The organism is Ruegeria profundi (assembly GCF_049800715.1).
Taxonomy (GTDB): Bacteria; Pseudomonadota; Alphaproteobacteria; order Rhodobacterales; family Rhodobacteraceae; genus Ruegeria; species Ruegeria profundi_A.
Genome location: NZ_JBNAFO010000003.1, coordinates 1 through 19533 on the forward strand (window position 1 = coordinate 1; position 19533 = coordinate 19533).

13 protein-coding genes are annotated in these 19533 nt (G+C 57.9%); 2 read left to right on the forward strand and 11 right to left on the reverse strand.

Translation table 11 applies throughout. The features are described 5' to 3' along the window. Positions 1-62: 62 nt before the first annotated feature. The 4 genes from tuf to rpsL are packed head-to-tail and all read right to left on the reverse strand — an operon-like array spanning position 63 to position 4292. A complete protein-coding gene (tuf, locus tag ACP15L_RS06170; protein WP_170381019.1) occupies positions 63-1238 on the reverse strand; it encodes an elongation factor Tu in 1176 nt (391 codons plus the stop codon). A gap of 60 nt (positions 1239-1298) precedes the next feature. After that, entirely contained in the window at positions 1299-3416 is a 2118-nt protein-coding gene (fusA, locus tag ACP15L_RS06175) for an elongation factor G (RefSeq protein ID WP_425083518.1), read from the reverse strand. 18 nt (positions 3417-3434) lie between these two features. Then, positions 3435-3905 carry a 30S ribosomal protein S7 gene (gene rpsG, locus ACP15L_RS06180; protein WP_039529242.1) on the reverse strand — a complete coding sequence of 157 codons (471 nt, stop codon included), beginning with the start codon at positions 3903-3905 and terminating at the stop codon, positions 3435-3437. 15 nt (positions 3906-3920) lie between these two features. Then, positions 3921-4292, reverse strand: coding sequence for a 30S ribosomal protein S12 (gene rpsL / locus ACP15L_RS06185; protein WP_005621086.1), 372 nt, complete (start codon positions 4290-4292; stop codon positions 3921-3923). Between the two features lie 410 nt (positions 4293-4702). Between rpsL and ACP15L_RS06190 the strand changes: the two genes are divergently transcribed. Continuing rightward, positions 4703-5518: a putative rhamnosyl transferase gene (locus tag ACP15L_RS06190; RefSeq protein ID WP_425083519.1), complete on the forward strand. Its 816-nt coding sequence runs from the start codon at positions 4703-4705 to the stop codon at positions 5516-5518. Here ACP15L_RS06190 and ACP15L_RS06195 read toward each other — a convergent pair. The 6 genes from ACP15L_RS06195 to rplJ all read right to left on the reverse strand — a co-directional run bounded on the left by ACP15L_RS06195 (position 5503) and on the right by rplJ (position 17371). Next, positions 5503-6330, reverse strand: coding sequence for a DMT family transporter (locus ACP15L_RS06195; protein ID WP_425083520.1), 828 nt, complete (start codon positions 6328-6330; stop codon positions 5503-5505). The genes ACP15L_RS06190 and ACP15L_RS06195 overlap by 16 nt on opposite strands. 170 nt (positions 6331-6500) lie before the next feature. Then, complete coding sequence (cysK, locus tag ACP15L_RS06200) at positions 6501-7574, reverse strand: cysteine synthase A (RefSeq protein WP_425083521.1); 1074 nt, start codon at positions 7572-7574, stop codon at positions 6501-6503. Between the two features lie 145 nt (positions 7575-7719). After that, positions 7720-11961 carry a DNA-directed RNA polymerase subunit beta' gene (rpoC, locus tag ACP15L_RS06205; RefSeq protein WP_170471243.1) on the reverse strand — a complete coding sequence of 1414 codons (4242 nt, stop codon included), beginning with the start codon at positions 11959-11961 and terminating at the stop codon, positions 7720-7722. Between the two features lie 50 nt (positions 11962-12011). Beyond that, on the reverse strand, positions 12012-16148 hold the full coding sequence (rpoB, locus tag ACP15L_RS06210) for a DNA-directed RNA polymerase subunit beta (RefSeq protein ID WP_425083522.1): 4137 nt from the start codon (positions 16146-16148) through the stop codon (positions 12012-12014). 250 nt (positions 16149-16398) lie between these two features. Beyond that, positions 16399-16773, reverse strand: coding sequence for a 50S ribosomal protein L7/L12 (gene rplL, locus ACP15L_RS06215; RefSeq protein ID WP_008204003.1), 375 nt, complete (start codon positions 16771-16773; stop codon positions 16399-16401). 79 nt (positions 16774-16852) lie between these two features. Beyond that, positions 16853-17371, reverse strand: coding sequence for a 50S ribosomal protein L10 (gene rplJ, locus ACP15L_RS06220; protein ID WP_170375385.1), 519 nt, complete (start codon positions 17369-17371; stop codon positions 16853-16855). Positions 17372-17807: 436 nt separating this feature from the next. Here rplJ and ACP15L_RS06225 point away from each other — a divergent pair, with 436 nt between their 5' ends. Continuing rightward, positions 17808-18767 carry a phosphotransferase family protein gene (locus ACP15L_RS06225; RefSeq protein WP_425083523.1) on the forward strand — a complete coding sequence of 320 codons (960 nt, stop codon included), beginning with the start codon at positions 17808-17810 and terminating at the stop codon, positions 18765-18767. 66 nt (positions 18768-18833) lie between these two features. Here ACP15L_RS06225 and rplA read toward each other — a convergent pair whose 3' ends face one another. Further along, entirely contained in the window at positions 18834-19532 is a 699-nt protein-coding gene (gene rplA, locus ACP15L_RS06230; RefSeq protein ID WP_170375389.1) for a 50S ribosomal protein L1, read from the reverse strand. Position 19533 lies beyond the last annotated feature (1 nt).

Genomic DNA, 19533 nt, shown 5'->3' on the forward strand with positions numbered 1-19533 from the left:
GCTCAAACGAAAAAGGGCGTCCCGAGGGACGCCCTTTCCGTCTGATTATTCGCTTGCGCGAATTATTCAGTGATTTTCGATACAACGCCGGCGCCGACGGTGCGGCCGCCTTCGCGGATCGCAAAGCGCAGGCCCTGCTCCATCGCGATCGGCGCGATCAGCTCAACGCCGAACGACACGTTGTCGCCGGGCATGACCATCTCGGTGCCTTCCGCCAGGGTCACGGTGCCGGTCACGTCAGTTGTACGGAAGTAGAACTGAGGACGGTAGTTCGCGAAGAACGGAGTGTGACGACCGCCTTCTTCCTTGGTCAGGATGTAGGCTTCGGCTTCGAACTTGGTGTGCGGTGTAACCGAACCCGGCTTACACAGAACCTGGCCACGCTCAACGCCGTCACGGTCAACACCACGCAGCAGCGCGCCGATGTTGTCGCCCGCTTCACCGCGGTCCAGCAGCTTGCGGAACATTTCAACGCCGGTGCAGGTGGTTTTCGAAGTGTCGCGGATGCCGACGATTTCGATTTCGTCACCAACGTTGATCACGCCGCGCTCAACACGACCGGTCACAACGGTACCACGACCCGAGATCGAGAACACGTCTTCGATCGGCATCAGGAACGGCTGGTCAACAGCACGCTCAGGGGTGTCGATGTACTCATCAACGGCCGCCATCAGTTCCTTGATCTTCTCTTCGCCGATTTCAGGCTTGTTGCCTTCCATCGCGGCCAGAGCCGAACCTGCGATGATCGGAATATCGTCGCCAGGGTATTCGTAGCTGGACAGCAGTTCGCGAACTTCCATCTCAACCAGTTCCAGCAGCTCTTCGTCGTCAACCTGGTCAACTTTGTTCAGGAACACGACCATCTTCGGGATGCCAACCTGGCGGCCCAGCAGGATGTGCTCGCGGGTCTGCGGCATCGGGCCGTCAGCAGCGTTCACAACCAGGATCGCGCCGTCCATCTGAGCAGCACCGGTGATCATGTTCTTGACGTAGTCGGCGTGGCCGGGGCAGTCAACGTGCGCGTAGTGGCGGTTCTCGGTCTCGTATTCCACGTGGGCGGTCGAGATGGTGATGCCGCGCGCTTTCTCTTCCGGCGCACCGTCAATCTGGTCATACGCTTTGAAGTCACCGAAATACTTGGTGATCGCTGCGGTCAGCGTCGTCTTGCCGTGGTCAACGTGCCCAATCGTGCCGATGTTGACGTGCGGTTTTGTACGCTCAAACTTTTCCTTTGCCATGATGGCCTCCTTTTTCGGTAATGAAGGGAGCGTGATACCCACGCTCCCTCAAATCTTTGGTTATGCGTATTTCGCCTGGATCTCGTCCGAGATGTTCTGCGGAACCGGATCGTAGTGGTCGAACTGCATGGTGAACTGGGCACGGCCCGACGACATCGAACGCAGAGTGTTGATGTAGCCAAACATGTTCGCCAGCGGAACGAACGCGTCGATTGCGATCGCGTTGCCGCGCGGTTCCTGACCAGACACCTGGCCACGACGCGAGGTCAGGTCGCCGATGATACCGCCGGTGTATTCTTCCGGGGTGATCACTTCGACCTTCATGATCGGTTCCAGCAGTTTCGCGCCAGCTTTGCGCATGCCTTCACGCATACACATACGGGCCGCGATTTCGAACGCCAGAACGCTCGAGTCAACGTCGTGGAACTTACCGTCCAGCAGGGCAACCTTGAAGTCGATCACGGGGAAGCCAGCCAGAGGGCCGCTGTCCATAACCGACTGGATGCCTTTTTCGACACCCGGGATGTATTCCTTCGGAACGGCACCACCAACGATGCGGCTTTCGAACGAATAACCTTCGCCCGGCTCGGTCGGAGTGATCTCGAGTTTAACCTCACCGAACTGACCCGAACCACCCGACTGTTTCTTGTGGGTGTAGGTGTGCTCGACCGGCATTGAGATGGTTTCGCGATAGGCCACCTGAGGAGCACCGATGTTCGCTTCAACCTTGAACTCACGCTTCAGACGGTCAACCAGGATGTCCAGGTGAAGTTCACCCATGCCCTTCATGATGGTCTGACCCGATTCCAGGTCGGTTTCCACACGGAAGGACGGGTCTTCGGCGGCCAGACGGGCCAGACCTTGGGACATCTTCTCTTGGTCGCCCTTGGTTTTGGGCTCAACCGCGATTTCGATCACCGGATCGGGGAAGGTCATGGTTTCAAGAACCACCGGATCCTTCGCGTCACACAGGGTGTCACCGGTGGTGGTGTCTTTCAGACCCGCAAGCGCGATGATGTCGCCTGCAAACGCTTCTTCGATCTCTTCCCGGTTGTTCGAGTGCATCATCATCATACGACCGATGCGCTCTTTCTTTCCTTTGGTCGAGTTCAGGATCGAGTCACCCTTGTTCATGGTGCCCGAGTAGATCCGAGTGAAGGTCAGCGAGCCAACGAAGGGGTCGTTCATGATTTTGAACGCCAGACCCGAGAAGGCCATCGCGTCGTCTGCACGACGTGCGATGTCACGAACTTCTTCCTCGTCGCCGGGCTTGAAGCCCATGTAATCAACAACGTCCAGCGGGCTGGGCAGATAGTCGATCACAGCGTTGAGCAGAGGCTGAACGCCTTTGTTCTTGAATGCCGAACCACCCAGAACCGGAACGAACGCGATGTCCAGAGTACCTTTGCGCAACAGGGCGCGCAGGGTCGGAACGTCGGGCTCATTGCCTTCCAGGTATTCCATCATCGCATCGTCGTCCATTTCGACGGCCGCTTCGATCATCTTACCGCGCCATTCGTCAGCCATGTCTTTCAGGCTGTCGCGGATAGGAGCTTTGATCCAGCTTGCGCCCAGATCTTCGCCCTGCCACAGCCACTCTTCCATGGTGATCAGGTCGATCAGACCTTCCAGCTCGGATTCGGCGCCGATCGGAATACCAACCGGAACAGCGCGTGCGCCGGTGCGGTCTTCGATCATGCGAACACAGTTGAAGAAGTCTGCGCCGATCTTGTCCATCTTGTTGACGAAAACCATACGCGGAACTTTGTAGCGGTCAGCCTGACGCCACACGGTTTCGGTCTGGGGCTCAACACCTGCGTTTGCGTCCAGAACGCAGACGGCACCGTCGAGAACCGCCAACGAACGCTCAACCTCGATGGTGAAGTCAACGTGGCCGGGGGTGTCGATGATGTTCAGGCGGTGCTTGGGGGTATCGGCGGTCTGACCGTCCTCGGTGCGCTCCCAGAAAGTGGTGGTCGCAGCCGAAGTGATGGTGATGCCGCGTTCCTGCTCCTGCTCCATCCAGTCCATGGTGGCTGCACCATCGTGCACCTCACCGATGTTGTGGGATTTACCAGTGTAATACAGGATACGCTCCGAGCAGGTGGTCTTACCTGCGTCAATGTGCGCCATGATACCGAAGTTACGGTATAGTTCGAGCGGATATTCGCGTGCCATTTTTGATAAGCCTCTGAATTACCAACGGTAGTGGCTGAAGGCTTTGTTCGCCTCGGCCATCTTGTGGGTGTCTTCGCGCTTCTTCACGGCGGTACCGCGGGACTGTACAGCGTCCAGCAGTTCGCCGGCGAGGCGTTCTTCCATGGTGTTTTCGTTGCGGCCACGCGCAGCAGTGATCAGCCAACGGATGGCCAGTGCTTCGCGGCGCTCGGGGCGCACTTCGACCGGAACCTGATAGGTTGCACCACCAACGCGGCGCGAGCGAACCTCGACCGACGGTTTGATGTTGTCGAGTGCTTCGTGGAATACTTCGACAGGTGCGCGCTTGATTTTGTTCTCAACGCGGTCAAACGCGTTGTAAACGATGCGCTCTGCAACCGACTTCTTGCCGTCGATCATCAGGTTGTTCATGAATTTGGTCAGTACCTTGTCGCCAAATTTGGCGTCAGGCAGGACTTCGCGTTTTTCGGCGGCGTGACGACGTGACATATCAGCCTCTCCTTCTTACTTGGGACGCTTCGCGCCGTATTTCGAACGACGTTGCTTACGATCTTTGACGCCCTGAGTATCCAGAACACCGCGCAGGATGTGGTAACGCACACCGGGAAGGTCTTTTACACGGCCGCCACGGATCAGAACAACCGAGTGTTCCTGCAAGTTGTGGCTTTCACCGGGGATGTACGAGATGACCTCGAACCCGTTGGTCAGGCGCACCTTGGCAACCTTACGCATCGCCGAGTTCGGCTTCTTCGGTGTGGTGGTGTACACGCGGGTGCAGACGCCGCGTTTCTGCGGGCACTGCTCCAGGTGCATGGACTTCGAGCGTTTTACTTTGGGCTGCCGCGGCTTGCGGATCAGCTGTTGAATAGTTGGCATTCCGGTTTCTTCCCCGTTTTGCAACACACATGACATGCACGCGCATTGCGTGCGGTTAAATTTGCTGCACTTATGCGTCCACAAGCGCAAAACCCGCGAGCGTTCCCATTCCGAGGTGAACGTCGCGGTTGGTTATCAGAGGACGCGAACTGCAAAATTGTCCGGGTCTTGACCAGTTCATTACTGAAATCGGTTTTGGGGCGGCCCCCGGTACCGAGATGACGCGCGTAATAGGGGGAGTCGGCCCAAGTGTCAACAGCACTTACCCCAGCGCGAAAATCTGGGCGCCAAACTGGCCGGATTGCGCTGTGATATCAACGATTGCGAGCACGGGCCAGCCTCTTCTGGCGTTGCGGGTGCAGGCATCGCCCGGCATAGTGCGCGCAGAACAGATTTGCGATGGATGACAAATGCAGGTTATCGGCCTTTGCCGCTTTTCCTTTCCGGCCCTTGGCAGCTTTCAGACCGAACATGAAACCCTGGATGATCGGCGTCGTCACCTCTACAGCCCCGCCCGTCTGGAAGAGAGATTCCGGCTGTTTGAATCCTCAACCCTGCCCTGTTTTCGCGAACACACCGATGAGGATTTCGAGTTGCTGGTGGTGATCGGAGACTGCCTGCCGAAAGACGCCTATGACCGGCTGCACGACCTGACAGCAGATGTGAAACAAGTCCGGATCGTTCAGGAATCGCCCCGGGCCGACAAATCGCATCGCCATATCATGAAGGATATTCTGAACGCAGCCCGCAAGGATCCGGATCAGCCTTGCATCCAATTCCGCCATGACGATGACGACGCCGTATCCGTGGATTTCGTCGAGCGACTGCGCGAAGCCGCCCGCGACAGCAAAGGCCTGATGGAGCGCAACACCATTGTCGGCATTGATTTCAACCAAGGCTTCTTTGCCCGGCTGAATGCCGATGGGATCACGGCGAAACCGACGCATAAACCACTTTTGGGCGTGGGTCTTGGGATGCATATCGCAGGCGGCTGCAAACAGACGATCATCAGCTTTACCCATCATCGCATGGGCCGCTTCATGCCCATCGTCAGCTATACAGATGCACCAATGTGGGTGCGTTCGCTCAACGGGTTCAACGACTCACGCGGGGCGCGCAACTATGACCGCGAACTCTCGGCCCTCAGCCCCGAGCTTGAGGGAGAGTTCATCGCCCGATTTGCCATTGATCAAAGCATCGTCCGGCAGGTTCACGGCGCGCCCTGAGTTGTCCTTTCGCGGAACAGGGTAAACAAGCCAGCCGCGACAACCAGCCCGGCGCCGAACAAGGTCACCGCATCGGGCCATTCGCCAAACACCACCCAGCCCAGCCCCAAGGCCCAAATCAGGCTGGAGTATCGGAAAGGGGCGATAAACCCAACCTCGCCTTCTCGCATCACCATCACGCTGCATAGATATCCGATCAGGACAAATACAGCCGCCGAGGCCACCAGAACAGCATTGCCGCCGGACAGGTTGACCCAGCCCTCAAACATCGACACCAAACCCGCCGCGACCGAGATCGACAGCGAAGTGGCAAGGGTCACCACCAGTGATGGAACCTGCGGTGACATGCGCCGGGTGATCAAGTCTCGGATCGTCACCGAGACCACGGCCAGCAACGCATAGATCGCGTAGACGCTGAACCCGTCCGGGCCGGGCCGAACGATCAGCAGCATGCCCATGAACCCGACAACAATCGCCATGATGCGACGCCAGCCTATATGTTCCGAGAAGAACAGAACTGCCCCCAAGGTCACGGTCAGCGGCAACACCTGAAGAACCGCAGTCACATTCGCCAACGGCATGTTCTTGAGCGCGGTCAGAAAGAAAAACGTCGCAGATAGTTCGGCAACACAGCGAATGGAAACCAGCCATTTGTCATGCCGTGAAAAATTCAGGTGCAACGCCCCAAGATGGCGCGCCAATCCATAAACAAGTAGCGTCGCCAAAGCCCCTCGGATCGCAACCAACTGAAACAAGGGCAGTTCTCGCAGCGCGATTTTGACCAGCGTGTCATTCACTGTAAATGCGGCCATGCTGGCCATCATAAGCAGTGCGCCTTTAACATTCGGACTCATTCAAACAATACTCGGCCTTCAAACAATGGCGGTATTCACGCTTCAAACTGGCGCAAAGTCAATTCGCGCGCCTCAATCCTAAAATTTTTTCACGAAGAGCAACTATAACCGGTTGTTTTCCAGTCGCTTCAGTCCGTCATCTGAGCCGATGGCGTTGATTTGGAGATCGTGATCTCCTCTTCCGTCATCTCTTCCTCCACCCCTTCAAACAACGGGGTCGAAAGATACCGTTCACCGGTATCTGGAAGCATCACCAGCATCACCGATCCGTCCGGAGCGGTCTCTGCAAGTTTCATCGCAACCGCAAATGTGGATCCACCTGATATGCCGGTAAAAATCCCCTCTTCCGCAGCCAGACGGCGCGACCAGGCAATACCGTCTGCGCCGGGCACAGGGATCAACTCATCATAGAAGACGTTGTCTATGGCCTCCTGCAGGACCCAAGGAATGAAATCAGGCGTCCAGCCCTGGATCGGATGCGGTTCGAAATTTGGATGGCTTTCGGTCGGCTGGTGCGTGTCGTTGCGGGTATTCACATAGCCTGACGAGACAATCGCTGCATTCGCAGGTTCCGTCAGGATAATCTTTGTCTCCGGGCGTTCTTTCCTCAGAACCCGCGCCACGCCCGAGACGGTTCCGCCGGTGCCATAACCCGTCACCCAATAGTCGAGCTTCTGCCCGTCGAAATCCGCCAGAATTTCTCGCGCCGTGGTGTTTTCATGAATGTCGGCATTGGCCGGGGTTTCAAACTGGCTGGCGAGGAACCACCCATTCTGTTCGGCCAGCTCTTTGGCTTTGGTATACATGCCGAAGCCTTTCTGGGCGCGCGGGGTCAGGACAACCTTGGCCCCCAGGAACCGCATCAGCTTGCGCCGTTCGACCGAAAAACTGTCGGCCATGGTCACAACTAGAGGATAGCCCTTGGCCGCGCAGACCATCGCCAATCCGATCCCGGTATTGCCCGAGGTTGCCTCAACAACCGTCTGCCCCGGTTTCAGCCGACCGTCCCGCTCGGCCGCTTCGATGATGTTCAACGCCAGACGGTCCTTCACGGAACTGGCCGGATTGAACGCTTCGAACTTCACGTAAACCGTCACGTTTGAGGGCGCGATTCTGTTGATGCGCACGCAGGGCGTGTCTCCGACAGTGTCCAGAATGCTGTCATACAGGCGCTTGCGCCCTTGCGTTTGCCGGGTTGTCATGGCGGCCCCCTCCTCTGCTTTGCGCAACCATGCCACAAACCGGGTCACATTGATAATTTTCTTTGCGAAGACGCGCTTCGAGGTGGGCGCAAACAAAAAGGCCCCGCGAAATCGCAGGGCCTTTTCTGTCTCTCAGATCCGAGGGTTACTCGCGGCTTTCCGGTGTTTCCACCAGAACGTCCAGCTCATCCCCTACCATGTCATCGTCAAAGCTGGGCGCGGCCAGAGCAGCGGCGGCTTCGGCCTCTTCCCGACGGGCTTCGATGACCACGTTGTCACGCGACTGCGCGATGTGGCGGACGGCCTGAGTTGCACCACCGGTACCGGCAGGGATCAGGCGACCAACGATGACGTTCTCTTTAAGGCCAACCAGCTTGTCTTTCTTGCCCTGAACCGAAGCTTCGGTCAGCACACGAGTGGTTTCCTGGAACGACGCCGCCGAGATGAACGAACGCGTTTGCAGCGAGGCTTTGGTGATCCCTAGAAGGATCGGCTCGCCCTGTGCCGGACGACCACCGCGGGCAATGGTCTTCTCGTTGGCTGCGTCGAACTCTTGCTTGTCGACATGTTCGCCCTTCAGCAGGGTGGTGTCGCCTGAATCCAGGATCTCCCACTTCTGCAGCATCTGGCGCACGATGACCTCGATGTGCTTGTCGTTGATCTTCACGCCCTGCAGACGATACACGTCCTGCACTTCGTCGATCATGTAATCCGCCAGCGCTTCGACACCCATGATGGACAGGATGTCATGCGGAGCCGGGTTACCGTCCATCAGGTACTCACCCTTCTGGATGAAGTCCCCTTCGGCGACCGGGATGTGCTTGCCCTTGGGTACCATGTACTCGATGGTCTCCATGGACTCGTCAGCCGGTTCGATGCTGATGCGGCGCTTGTTCTTGTAGTCGCGACCAAAGCGCACGTAACCATCGGCTTCTGCGATGATCGCGTGATCTTTCGGACGACGTGCTTCGAACAGTTCGGCCACACGCGGCAGACCACCGGTGATGTCCTTGGTCTTGGCACCTTCGCGCGGGATACGCGCGACAACGTCACCGGCTTCGACTTTCTGACCGTCTTCGACCGACAGGATCGCATCCACCGACATCGGATAGTGAACCGGGTTGCCCGCATCGTTGCGGACCGGTTCGCCATCTTCGCCGACCAGAATGATCTCGGGCTTGAGGTCGCTGCCTTTGGGGGCCGCGCGCCAGTCGATCACGATCTTCTGGGTCATACCGGTTGCTTCGTCGGTCTCGTCGCGGACAGCAAGGCCCGAAACCAGGTCGACATATTTCGCGGTACCGGCTTTCTCGGCGATGATCGGCAGGGTGTAGGGATCCCATTCGAACAGCTTGTCGCCACGGGCCACCTTGGTGCCGTCCTTGACGAACAGTTTGGAGCCATAGCCCAGCTTGAAGCTGGCCCGCTCTTCGCCATGTTCGTCGTTGATCACCAGCTTCATGTTCCGGCCCATGACCAGGCTTTCACCTGCGGCATTGACCAGGATCTGCGGGTTCTCGAACGCGACAACGCCTTCCTGGTTGGCTTCCTGGAACGACTGCTGGCCACCTTGCGCAACACCTCCGATGTGGAAGGTCCGCATGGTCAGCTGTGTACCGGGTTCACCGATGGACTGCGCAGCGATGATGCCGACAGCTTCACCTGTGTTCACCATGGTTCCGCGCGCAAGGTCACGACCGTAGCAGGTGGCACAGACACCTTCCTCGGACTCACAGGTCAAAGGCGAGCGGATGCGCATCGAGGCAACACCGGCCTCATCAATGGTGTCAGCCATACGTTCGTCGATCAACTGACCTGCGGCCACGATCACCTCATCGGTGCCCGGACGCAGAACATCGTCAGCCGCCACACGACCGAGCACACGTTCAGCCAGCGAGGCAACAACCTCACCGTCGTTCACGGCTGCTTCGGCAGTGATCGCACGCTCGGTGCCACAGTCGATCTCACGAACGATACAGTCTTGCGCCACGTCCACCAGACGACGGGTCAGATAACCCGAGTTCGCCGTCTTCAGAGCGGTATCCGACAGACCCTTACGGGCACCGTGGGTCGAGTTGAAGTACTCGAGAACGGTCAGACCTTCTTTAAAGTTCGAGATGATCGGCGTTTCGATGATGTCACCGTTCGGCTTAGCCATCAGGCCGCGCATACCGCCAAGCTGTTTCATCTGAGTGACCGAGCCACGCGCGCCCGAGTGGGCCATCATGTAGACCGAGTTCGGTTCCTGCTCGGAGCCGTCCTCAGCCCGATCCGACGACGAGATCGTCGACATCATCGCCTCGGTGACGCGGTCGTTACACTTCGACCATGCATCGACAACTTTGTTGTACTTTTCGCCCTGAGTGATCAGGCCGTCCATGTACTGTTGTTCAAAGTCCTTCACCTGACCGCGGGTGTCATCGACGATGCCCCACTTGTCGTCCGGGATAACCATGTCGTCCTTACCGAACGAGATGCCCGCCTTGAACGCTTCTTTGAAGCCCATCGACATGATCTGGTCACAGAAGATAACCGACTCTTTCTGACCGCAGTAACGGTAGACGGTGTCGATAACCTGCTGCACTTCTTTCTTCCGCAGCAGGCGGTTGACCAGATCGAACGGCGCTTTGTTGTTCATCGGCAGCAACGCACCCAGACGCAGACGGCCTGGAGTGGTTTCATAGCGCTTCTGAACTTCGTTGCCTTCGTCGTCGATCTGCGTGATCCGCGCGGTGATTTTCGAGTGCAGATGCACTTCGCCGGAATCCAGCGCGTGCTGAACTTCGTCGATCGAACCAAAGACCTTGCCTTCACCCGGCATGCCTTCGCGTTCCAGCGTCACATAGTAGAGGCCCAGGATCATATCCTGCGACGGAACAATGATCGGTGCGCCGTTTGCAGGCGACAGAACGTTGTTCGTCGACATCATCAGAACACGGGCTTCCAGCTGGGCCTCAAGGCTCAGCGGGACGTGAACGGCCATCTGGTCACCATCGAAGTCAGCGTTAAAGGCCGAACAGACCAGCGGGTGCAGCTGGATGGCTTTGCCTTCGATCAGGACCGGTTCAAACGCCTGAATGCCAAGACGGTGCAGCGTCGGCGCACGGTTCAGCATGACAGGGTGTTCACGGATCACCTCGTCGAGGATATCCCACACCTCGGGACGCTCTTTCTCGACCAGTTTCTTCGCCTGTTTCACGGTCGAAGACAGACCCTTGGCTTCAAGGCGCGAGTAGATGAACGGCTTGAACAGCTCCAGCGCCATCTTCTTGGGCAGACCACACTGGTGCAGCTTGAGTTCCGGACCGGTCACAATGACCGAACGGCCCGAGAAGTCGACCCGCTTACCCAGAAGGTTCTGACGGAAGCGACCCTGCTTACCTTTCAGCATGTCCGACAGCGATTTCAGCGGACGTTTGTTGGCGCCGGTGATCACGCGGCCACGACGGCCGTTGTCGAACAGAGCATCCACGGATTCCTGCAACATCCGCTTTTCGTTGCGGACGATGATGTCAGGTGCGCGCAGTTCGATCAGACGCTTCAGACGGTTGTTCCGGTTGATGACGCGGCGATACAGATCGTTCAGATCCGAGGTCGCAAAACGGCCACCATCCAGCGGAACCAGCGGACGCAGTTCCGGCGGGATGACCGGGATCACGGTCATCACCATCCACTCGGGTCGGTTGCCCGACTCGAGGAAGGATTCGACAACCTTCAGGCGCTTGATGATCTTCTTGGGCTTCAGTTCGCCGGTTGCTTCGGCCAGATCAGCGCGCAGCTGCTCGGCTTCGGCTTCCAGATCGATCTGGGCCAGCATTTCACGGATGGCTTCAGCACCGATATTCGCGGTGAACGCGTCCATGCCATAGGCATCCTGCGCGTCCATGTACTCTTCTTCGGTCAGCATCTGGCCGTAGGTCAGGTCAGTCAGACCGGGCTCGATGACGACGTAGTTTTCAAAGTACAGAACGCGTTCCAGATCGCGCAGCGTCATGTCCAGCATCAGACCGATGCGGGACGGCAGCGATTTCAGGAACCAGATGTGTGCGACGGGCGCAGCCAGTTCGATATGGCCCATACGCTCGCGGCGGACTTTTTGCAGGGTGACTTCCACACCGCATTTCTCGCAGACAACGCCGCGATACTTCATTCGCTTATATTTGCCGCACAGACATTCGTAATCTTTGATCGGGCCAAAGATACGCGCGCAGAACAGACCGTCACGCTCGGGCTTGAACGTTCGGTAGTTGATGGTTTCGGGTTTCTTGATCTCGCCATAGGACCAAGACAGAATCCGCTCAGGCGACGCCAGCGAGACCTTGATCTCGTCGAAAACCTTCGGTGGCGTCAGCGGGTTGAACGGGTTGTTGGTGATTTCCTGGTTCATTTGTTACCTCAAATCTTGCGGAAGGGGGGACGGGAGAAAGGGCAGCGCCCTTACTCCTCAACCTCCGCATCCAGGAGTTCCATATTCAGGCCGAGGCCACGGACTTCTTTAACCAGAACGTTGAACGATTCCGGTACGCCCGCTTCAAAGTTATCCTCGCCCTTGACGATCGACTCATAGACCTTGGTCCGGCCGGCGACGTCATCCGATTTCACGGTGAGCATCTCCTGCAGGGTGTAGGCGGCGCCGTAAGCTTCCAGAGCCCAGACTTCCATCTCACCAAAGCGCTGACCACCGAACTGCGCCTTACCACCCAGCGGCTGCTGGGTCACCAGGCTGTACGGACCGGTCGAACGCGCGTGGATCTTGTCGTCCACCAGGTGGTGCAGTTTCAGCAGGTACTTGATGCCCACGGTCACCGGACGCGCGAATTGCTCACCGGTACGACCGTCGAACAGAACCGACTGACCGCTTTCCGAGAAGCCCGCACGCACCAGCGCGTCGTTGACGTCAGCCTCTTTGGCACCGTCGAAGACCGGGGTGGCGATCGGAACACCACGGGTCACGTTGCCCGCAGCCTCGATCAGGCCATCCTCGTCCAGACCGGTGATGCCTTCTTCGTAGACATTCTCGCCATAGGCCAGCTTCATCGCTTCGCGCACCGGGGTCAGGTCGCCGGAGCGGCGGTATTCACCCAGAGCGTCATCGATGTTCAGACCCAGACCGCGTGCGGCCCAACCCATGTGGGTTTCCAAAATCTGACCAACGTTCATACGCGAAGGCACACCAAGCGGGTTCAGACAGAAGTCTACCGGAGTACCATCTGCCAGGAACGGCATGTCTTCCATCGGAACAACCTTGGAGATCACACCCTTGTTCCCGTGACGACCGGCCATCTTGTCGCCCGGCTGAAGCTTGCGCTTCACGGCGATGAAGACTTTGACCATCTTCATCACGCCCGGCGGCAGATCGTCGCCACGACGGACTTTCTCGACCTTGTCTTCGAAACGGGCGTCCAGAGCACGCTTTTGCACTTCGTACTGCTCGTTCAGAGCCTCAACGATTTGTGCGTCCTGCTCGCCTTCCAGTGCCAGCTGCCACCACTGACCACGGGTCAGGGTTTCCAGCAGTTCCTCGGTGATCACCGAGCCTGCCTTGACGCCTTTCGGGCCTTTGACAGCGGTTTTACCCAGGATCAGGCCTTGCAGACGCGCATAGATGTTGCGGTCGAGGATCGCCAGCTCGTCGTCCCGGTCACGGGCCAGACGTTCGACTTCCTCACGCTCGATCTGCAGCGCACGTTCGTCTTTCTCGACACCGTGACGGTTGAAGACGCGGACTTCCACGACCGTACCGTAATCGCCCGGCTTCACGCGCAGCGATGTGTCGCGCACGTCAGATGCTTTTTCACCAAAGATGGCGCGCAGCAGCTTTTCTTCCGGGGTCATCGGGCTTTCGCCCTTCGGAGTGATCTTACCGACCAGAATATCGCCCGGCTCAACATCCGCACCGATGTAAACAATGCCCGCCTCGTCGAGGTTGCGCAGCGCTTCTTCACCGACATTCGGAATGTCGCGGGTGATCTCTTCCGGACCCAGTTTGGTGTCACGGGCGGCGACTTCAAATTCCTCGATATGGACCGAGGTGAAGACGTCGTCACGCGCGATACGCTCCGAGATCAGGATCGAGTCTTCGTAGTTGTAGCCGTTCCACGGCATGAACGCGACGACCACGTTCTTACCCAGAGCCAGTTCACCCATATCGGTCGACGGACCGTCGGCAATGACCTCACCCTTCTGGACAGTGTCACCCACTTTGATCAGCGGACGCTGGTTGATGCAGGTGTTCTGGTTCGACCGCTGGAATTTGCGCAGACGATAGATGTCAACGCCAGCGTCGCCCAGTTCCAGATCTTCGGTGGCCCGAATAACGATACGCTGGGCATCAACCTGGTCGATGATACCTGCGCGCTTCGCCTGAATCGCAGCACCCGAGTCGATCGCAACCTTTTCCTCGATCCCGGTGCCGACCAGCGGCGCTTCGGCCCGCAGCAGCGGAACCGCCTGACGTTGCATGTTCGAGCCCATCAGAGCGCGGTTAGCGTCGTCGTTTTCAAGGAACGGGATCAGCGATGCAGCGACCGAAACCAGCTGTTTCGGCGACACGTCGATCAGGTCCACATTCTCGCGCGGGGCGAGGGTGTAGTCACCGGCCTGACGTGTCGACACCAGATCGTTGATGAACTTGCCATCGGCATCCAGAGTCGCGTTCGCCTGCGCCACGGTGTGACGCATTTCCTCGGTCGCGGACATGTAGTGAACCTCATCGGTCACCTCGGCGTCTTTAACGACGCGGTAGGGTGTTTCGATGAAGCCATACTTGTTCACCCGGGCAAAGGTGGCCAGCGAGTTGATCAGACCGATGTTCGGACCTTCCGGCGTTTCAATCGGGCACATCCGACCATAGTGGGTCGGGTGTACGTCGCGCACCTCAAAGCCCGCACGCTCGCGCGTCAGACCACCGGGGCCAAGCGCCGAGAGGCGGCGTTTGTGGGTTACTTCCGACAGCGGGTTGGTCTGGTCCATGAACTGCGACAGCTGCGACGAGCCGAAGAATTCGCGAACAGCAGCAGCAGCCGGTTTCGCGTTGATCAGGTCCTGCGGCATGACGGTGTCGATCTCGACCGACGACATACGCTCTTTGATCGCGCGCTCCATGCGCAGCAGGCCAACGCGGTACTGGTTTTCCATCAGTTCGCCGACCGAACGCACACGACGGTTGCCGAGGTGGTCGATGTCGTCCACGTCGCCTTTGCCGTCACGCAGTTCCACCAGCGCCTTGATGCAGGCCACGATGTCTTCGCGGCGCAGGGTGCGCAGGGTGTCGGGTGCATCCAGAGCCAGACGCATGTTCATCTTCACGCGGCCAACGGCGGACAGGTCATAACGCTCGCCGTCGAAGAACAGGGTGTCGAACAGGGCCGAGGCCGCTTCGACGGTGGGCGGCTCACCCGGACGCATGACGCGGTAGATGTCCATGAGCGCGCTTTCGCGGTTCATGTTCTTGTCCTGCGCCATGGTGTTGCGCATGTACGGACCCACGTTGACGTTGTCGATGTCCAGAACCGGAATATCGGTGACGCCTGCGTCGATCAGCTCTTTCGCGGTGCCGCCGATCAGCTCGCCGTCCTTGTCATATTCCAGCGTCAGCTCGTCACCGGCTTCGACATAGATCGCACCGGTTTCTTCGTTGATGATGTCCTTGGCGACATATTTGCCAACAATATGGTCGAACGGAACCAGCAGATCGGTGACGGTGCCTTCGTCGATCAGCTTTTTGACCGCGCGCGGAGTGACTTTCTTACCCGCTTCGGCAATCACTTCACCGGATTTGGCGTCAACCAGATCATAGGTCGGACGGGTGCCGCGCACACGCTCGGGGAAGAACGGTGTGACCCAGCCCTTCTTCTTGTCCAGCTTGTAGGACACGGTGTTGTAATACGCGTCCATGATCGCTTCCTGATCCAGACCCAGTGCATACAGCAGGGTGGTCACAGGCAATTTGCGGCGACGGTCAATACGGGCGAAGACGATGTCTTTGGCGTCGAACTCAAAGTCCAGCCAGCTGCCGCGATACGGGATGATGCGGCAGGCAAACAGCAGTTTGCCCGAGGAATGGGTCTTGCCCTTGTCGTGGTCAAAGAACACACCGGGCGAGCGGTGCATCTGGGACACGATCACACGCTCGGTGCCGTTCACGATGAACGTCCCGTTCGGTGTCATCAGGGGCATATCGCCCATGAACACGTCCTGTTCTTTGATGTCTTTGACCGATTTCGCGCCGGTGTCCTCATCGACATCAAACACGATCAGACGCAGAGTGACCTTCAGCGGTGCGCTGTAGGTCATGTCGCGCTGCATGCACTCTTCGACGTCGTATTTCGGTTTTTCCAGATCGTATTTCACGAACTCCAGAACGGAGGTTTCGTTGAAATCCTTGATCGGGAAAACCGACTGGAACACACCGTTGATGCCTTCGCCGTCTGTGGGCTGTTCTGCATCGCCGGAGCGCAGGAAAAGATCATAAGAAGATTTCTGTACCTCAATGAGGTTCGGCATCTCCAGCACTTCGCGGATTTTGCCGTAATATTTACGAAGACGTTTCTGGCCAAGGAACGTTTGAGCCATGTCAGATGTCACCTTTCGATGTTCTCAGCGGGCAAAGACACCGTCGGGCCCCGGCATCTTGCACATTCGAGACGACACGCCCGGATCAATTCGTGGCCACCGTCCCGAAGGCGGCCTCCCGATCCGAAAACCGTGTCTTAAAAAACGCCCCACGAATTGAGGCCCTTTCTAAGACAGGTTCGGCTGGATCCGGATTTCTCCGGACCCAGCCAAATTTTTCGGCACATCAGCGATGCGCCAGAGACTAAGCTTAGGCCAGTTCGACTTCGGCGCCAGCTGCTTCCAGCTTGGCTTTGACGTCTTCTGCTTCTGCTTTGTCTACGCCTTCTTTGATCTTGCCGCCGGCTTCGACCAGTTCCTTGGCTTCTTTCAGGCCCAGGCCGGTGATGCCACGAACTTCTTTGATGACGTTGATTTTCGATGCGCCGGCGTTCTTCAGAACGACGTCGAATTCGGTTTTTTCTTCCTCAGCTGCACCGCCGGCGTCGCCACCAGCAGCCATGACAACTGCGCCGCCTGCTGCGGGCTCGATGCCGTATTCGTCTTTGAGGATGGTTTTCAGTTCTTGTGCTTCCAGCAGGGTCAGACCCACGATGCTTTCTGCGAGTGCTTTCAGATCAGCCATTTTATCAGCTCTTTCCGTTTACAGTGTGTGTTCCAACGTCAGGGGGTATCCCCTACGCAGATCATTCAGTGCCAACCGCTTACGCAGCTTCCGCCTTCTCTTCGATGGTGGAAAGGATGCTTGCGATGTTGCTTGCAGGTGCGCCAATTGCACCGGCGATGTTCGAAGCAGGCGCGCCAAGCATACCAGCGATCGTAGCAATAAGCTCTTCACGCGACGGCATTTTCGACACGGCTGTAACACCAGCCCGGTCCAGAGCGTTCTCGCCCATTGCACCGCCAAGGATTTCGAACTTTTGGTTCTCTTTGGCGAAGTCCTCGGCCACCTTGGCTGCTGCCACGGGGTCCTCGGAATAGGTCAGAACGGTCATCCCTGTCAGCAGGTCGGCCATGCTTTCACACGGCTTACCCTCAAGGGCGATTTTGGCGAGCCTGTTCTTGGCAACACGCACGGAGCCACCCGCGTCACGAGCACGTGCGCGAAGGTCCTGCATCTCGGCAACTGTCAGACCGGCGTAGTGAGCAACCACTACGACGCCAGAGCTTTCGAAGATTTGGCCGAGTTCCTCGACCACTTTCTCTTTCTGGGCTCTATCCACAGTTCTCTCCAAGTTTGGGGCGATCACTCACCCCGGCTCATATTTGCCGAGGGGTTAACCCCGGCGTTCAGGTCCGTTGTTACGGGATTGGCCAAAATGCGCCCGAGGGTGGGACCCTCAGAATTCTTTGGTCTTACCCGTCTCAGGCAGGGAATTAAGGGGCCATATGGCACCACCCACCGTCTTGGACGAAACGAAATAAAGCGCACGACGAATCGCACGCTTTACTTCGCAGCCTTACTTAGGGCAGATGGCAGGGGTTTCCAAGGGGTAAATTGCCCCTATTTGCGCTTGCGGCATCAAGGCGGAATACACCCTTTGTATGCGGGACGATCTGCCCAGGGGTCAATAGACGCCAGCAATGTCATTGACAGTGGGTTTCAGCTACGGTCACCTCAGGTATGAATGCCCGAAAACACTCCGGGCTTGAGGCAAAATGACGGCGGTTACTCTGGAAGAATTCGACAAGGCCAGCGCCTGTGCTCAAGAACTGACGCAGGCCTGTTTGAACACGCCCATCACGCAGATCCGGTTCCACTGCCGATCCCATGCCTTTCCCGATACCCGCCTAGTGTGGAAGGTCGAAACAGCGAACCGTTCCTATGCGCTGAAGCTTGATACCTTGTCGCCGGAAACAGAACGCCTCCGCAAAGAGTTCAACCAACTGGTGCAACTGACCGAACACTTCAAGACGTCCAAAAACAATCGGGTCGTTCGTCCCGTCTACATGTCGCCAAGCGGCGCGTTCATGGTGACCGAGTTTGTCGAACGCCCAACCGCGACGGATATCATCTACAACAGCGACGACGACGCCCAGGTGGCGCAAGTCTATCGCCGTGCGGGGTCGTGGCTGCATGATCTCCACGGGGTTCAAAACGCCACCGACTATGCATTTCGACCGCGTTGGATGACCGACAACATACGCGAGCAGTCAACCCAAGTTCCCTCGCATATCTCAGACATCAGCCAGCCCATGGTCGAGGTGTTTCTGGCCGAAGCCGCATCCTTGAAAAACCGCCCTGACCTGCGTGTATTTTCACATGGGGATTTTCACGGCCTGAACCTGATCATGGGCCAAGGAACTGCCATCGGGCTGGATTTCACCGAGGCCCGCGACAAGCTCGCCGTCTATGATATCGTCGACTTTCTGAAGGCGGATATCTTCCGGGACGGGGCCGATAGGGACGTCGACCGAAGCGGCGCTCTGACCCGCAACAAAGAGATGTTCTTCCGCCAGTATCGCCACCCGATCGACACGCAGATTCTCGATTGCTGCCTGCGGGGCCGGTTGCTGAAGGACTGGCTTCGCCTCTGGCAACCGGACATCACCTGTAGCGATTTCGAACTGCGTAAACGCGACCGACTGCAATTGCGCCTGCAACAGACCTTCCGCTAAGGCAGCAAAAAACCCGAGCAGCTTGCGCTACTCGGGTTTCAAAGATTGTTTCGTCTGCTTTAGGGCTTATTCGCCCGCAGCAGCCGCCACGTCCAGAGTCACACCCGGGCCCATGGTCGAGCTGAGTGCGATTTTCTTCATGTAGGTGCCTTTGGCGCCCGACGGCTTGGCTTTCGCAACAGCCGAGATGAAGGCACGGACGTTTTCAGCCAGCTTGGCTTCGTCGAAGGACGCTTTGCCCACGCCTGCGTGCACAACGCCACCTTTTTCAGCTTTGAACTGAACTTCACCACCTTTGGCTGCTTCCACGGCCGCTTTCACGTCCATGGTCACGGTGCCAACTTTGGGGTTCGGCATCAGGTTGCGCGGGCCCAGAACTTTACCCAGACGACCAACGATCGGCATCATGTCAGGGGTCGCGATGCAGCGATCGAATTCGATGGTGCCGCCCTGGATGGTTTCCATCAGGTCTTCTGCGCCAACGATATCTGCGCCAGCTTCTTTCGCTTCGTCCGCCTTGGGGCCACGCGCGAATACTGCAACGCGCATCGCTTTACCGGTGCCGTTCGGCAGGCCAACAACGCCACGAACCATCTGGTCTGCGTGACGCGTGTCAACGCCCAGGTTCATCGCGATTTCGATGGTCTCGTCGAATTTCGAGGTCGCGTTGCCTTTTACCAGGGCAACTGCTTCTTCAACCGACAGGTTTTCTTTGCCGGCGACAGCTTCGCGCGCAGCGCGGGTACGTTTACCGAGTTTTGCCATC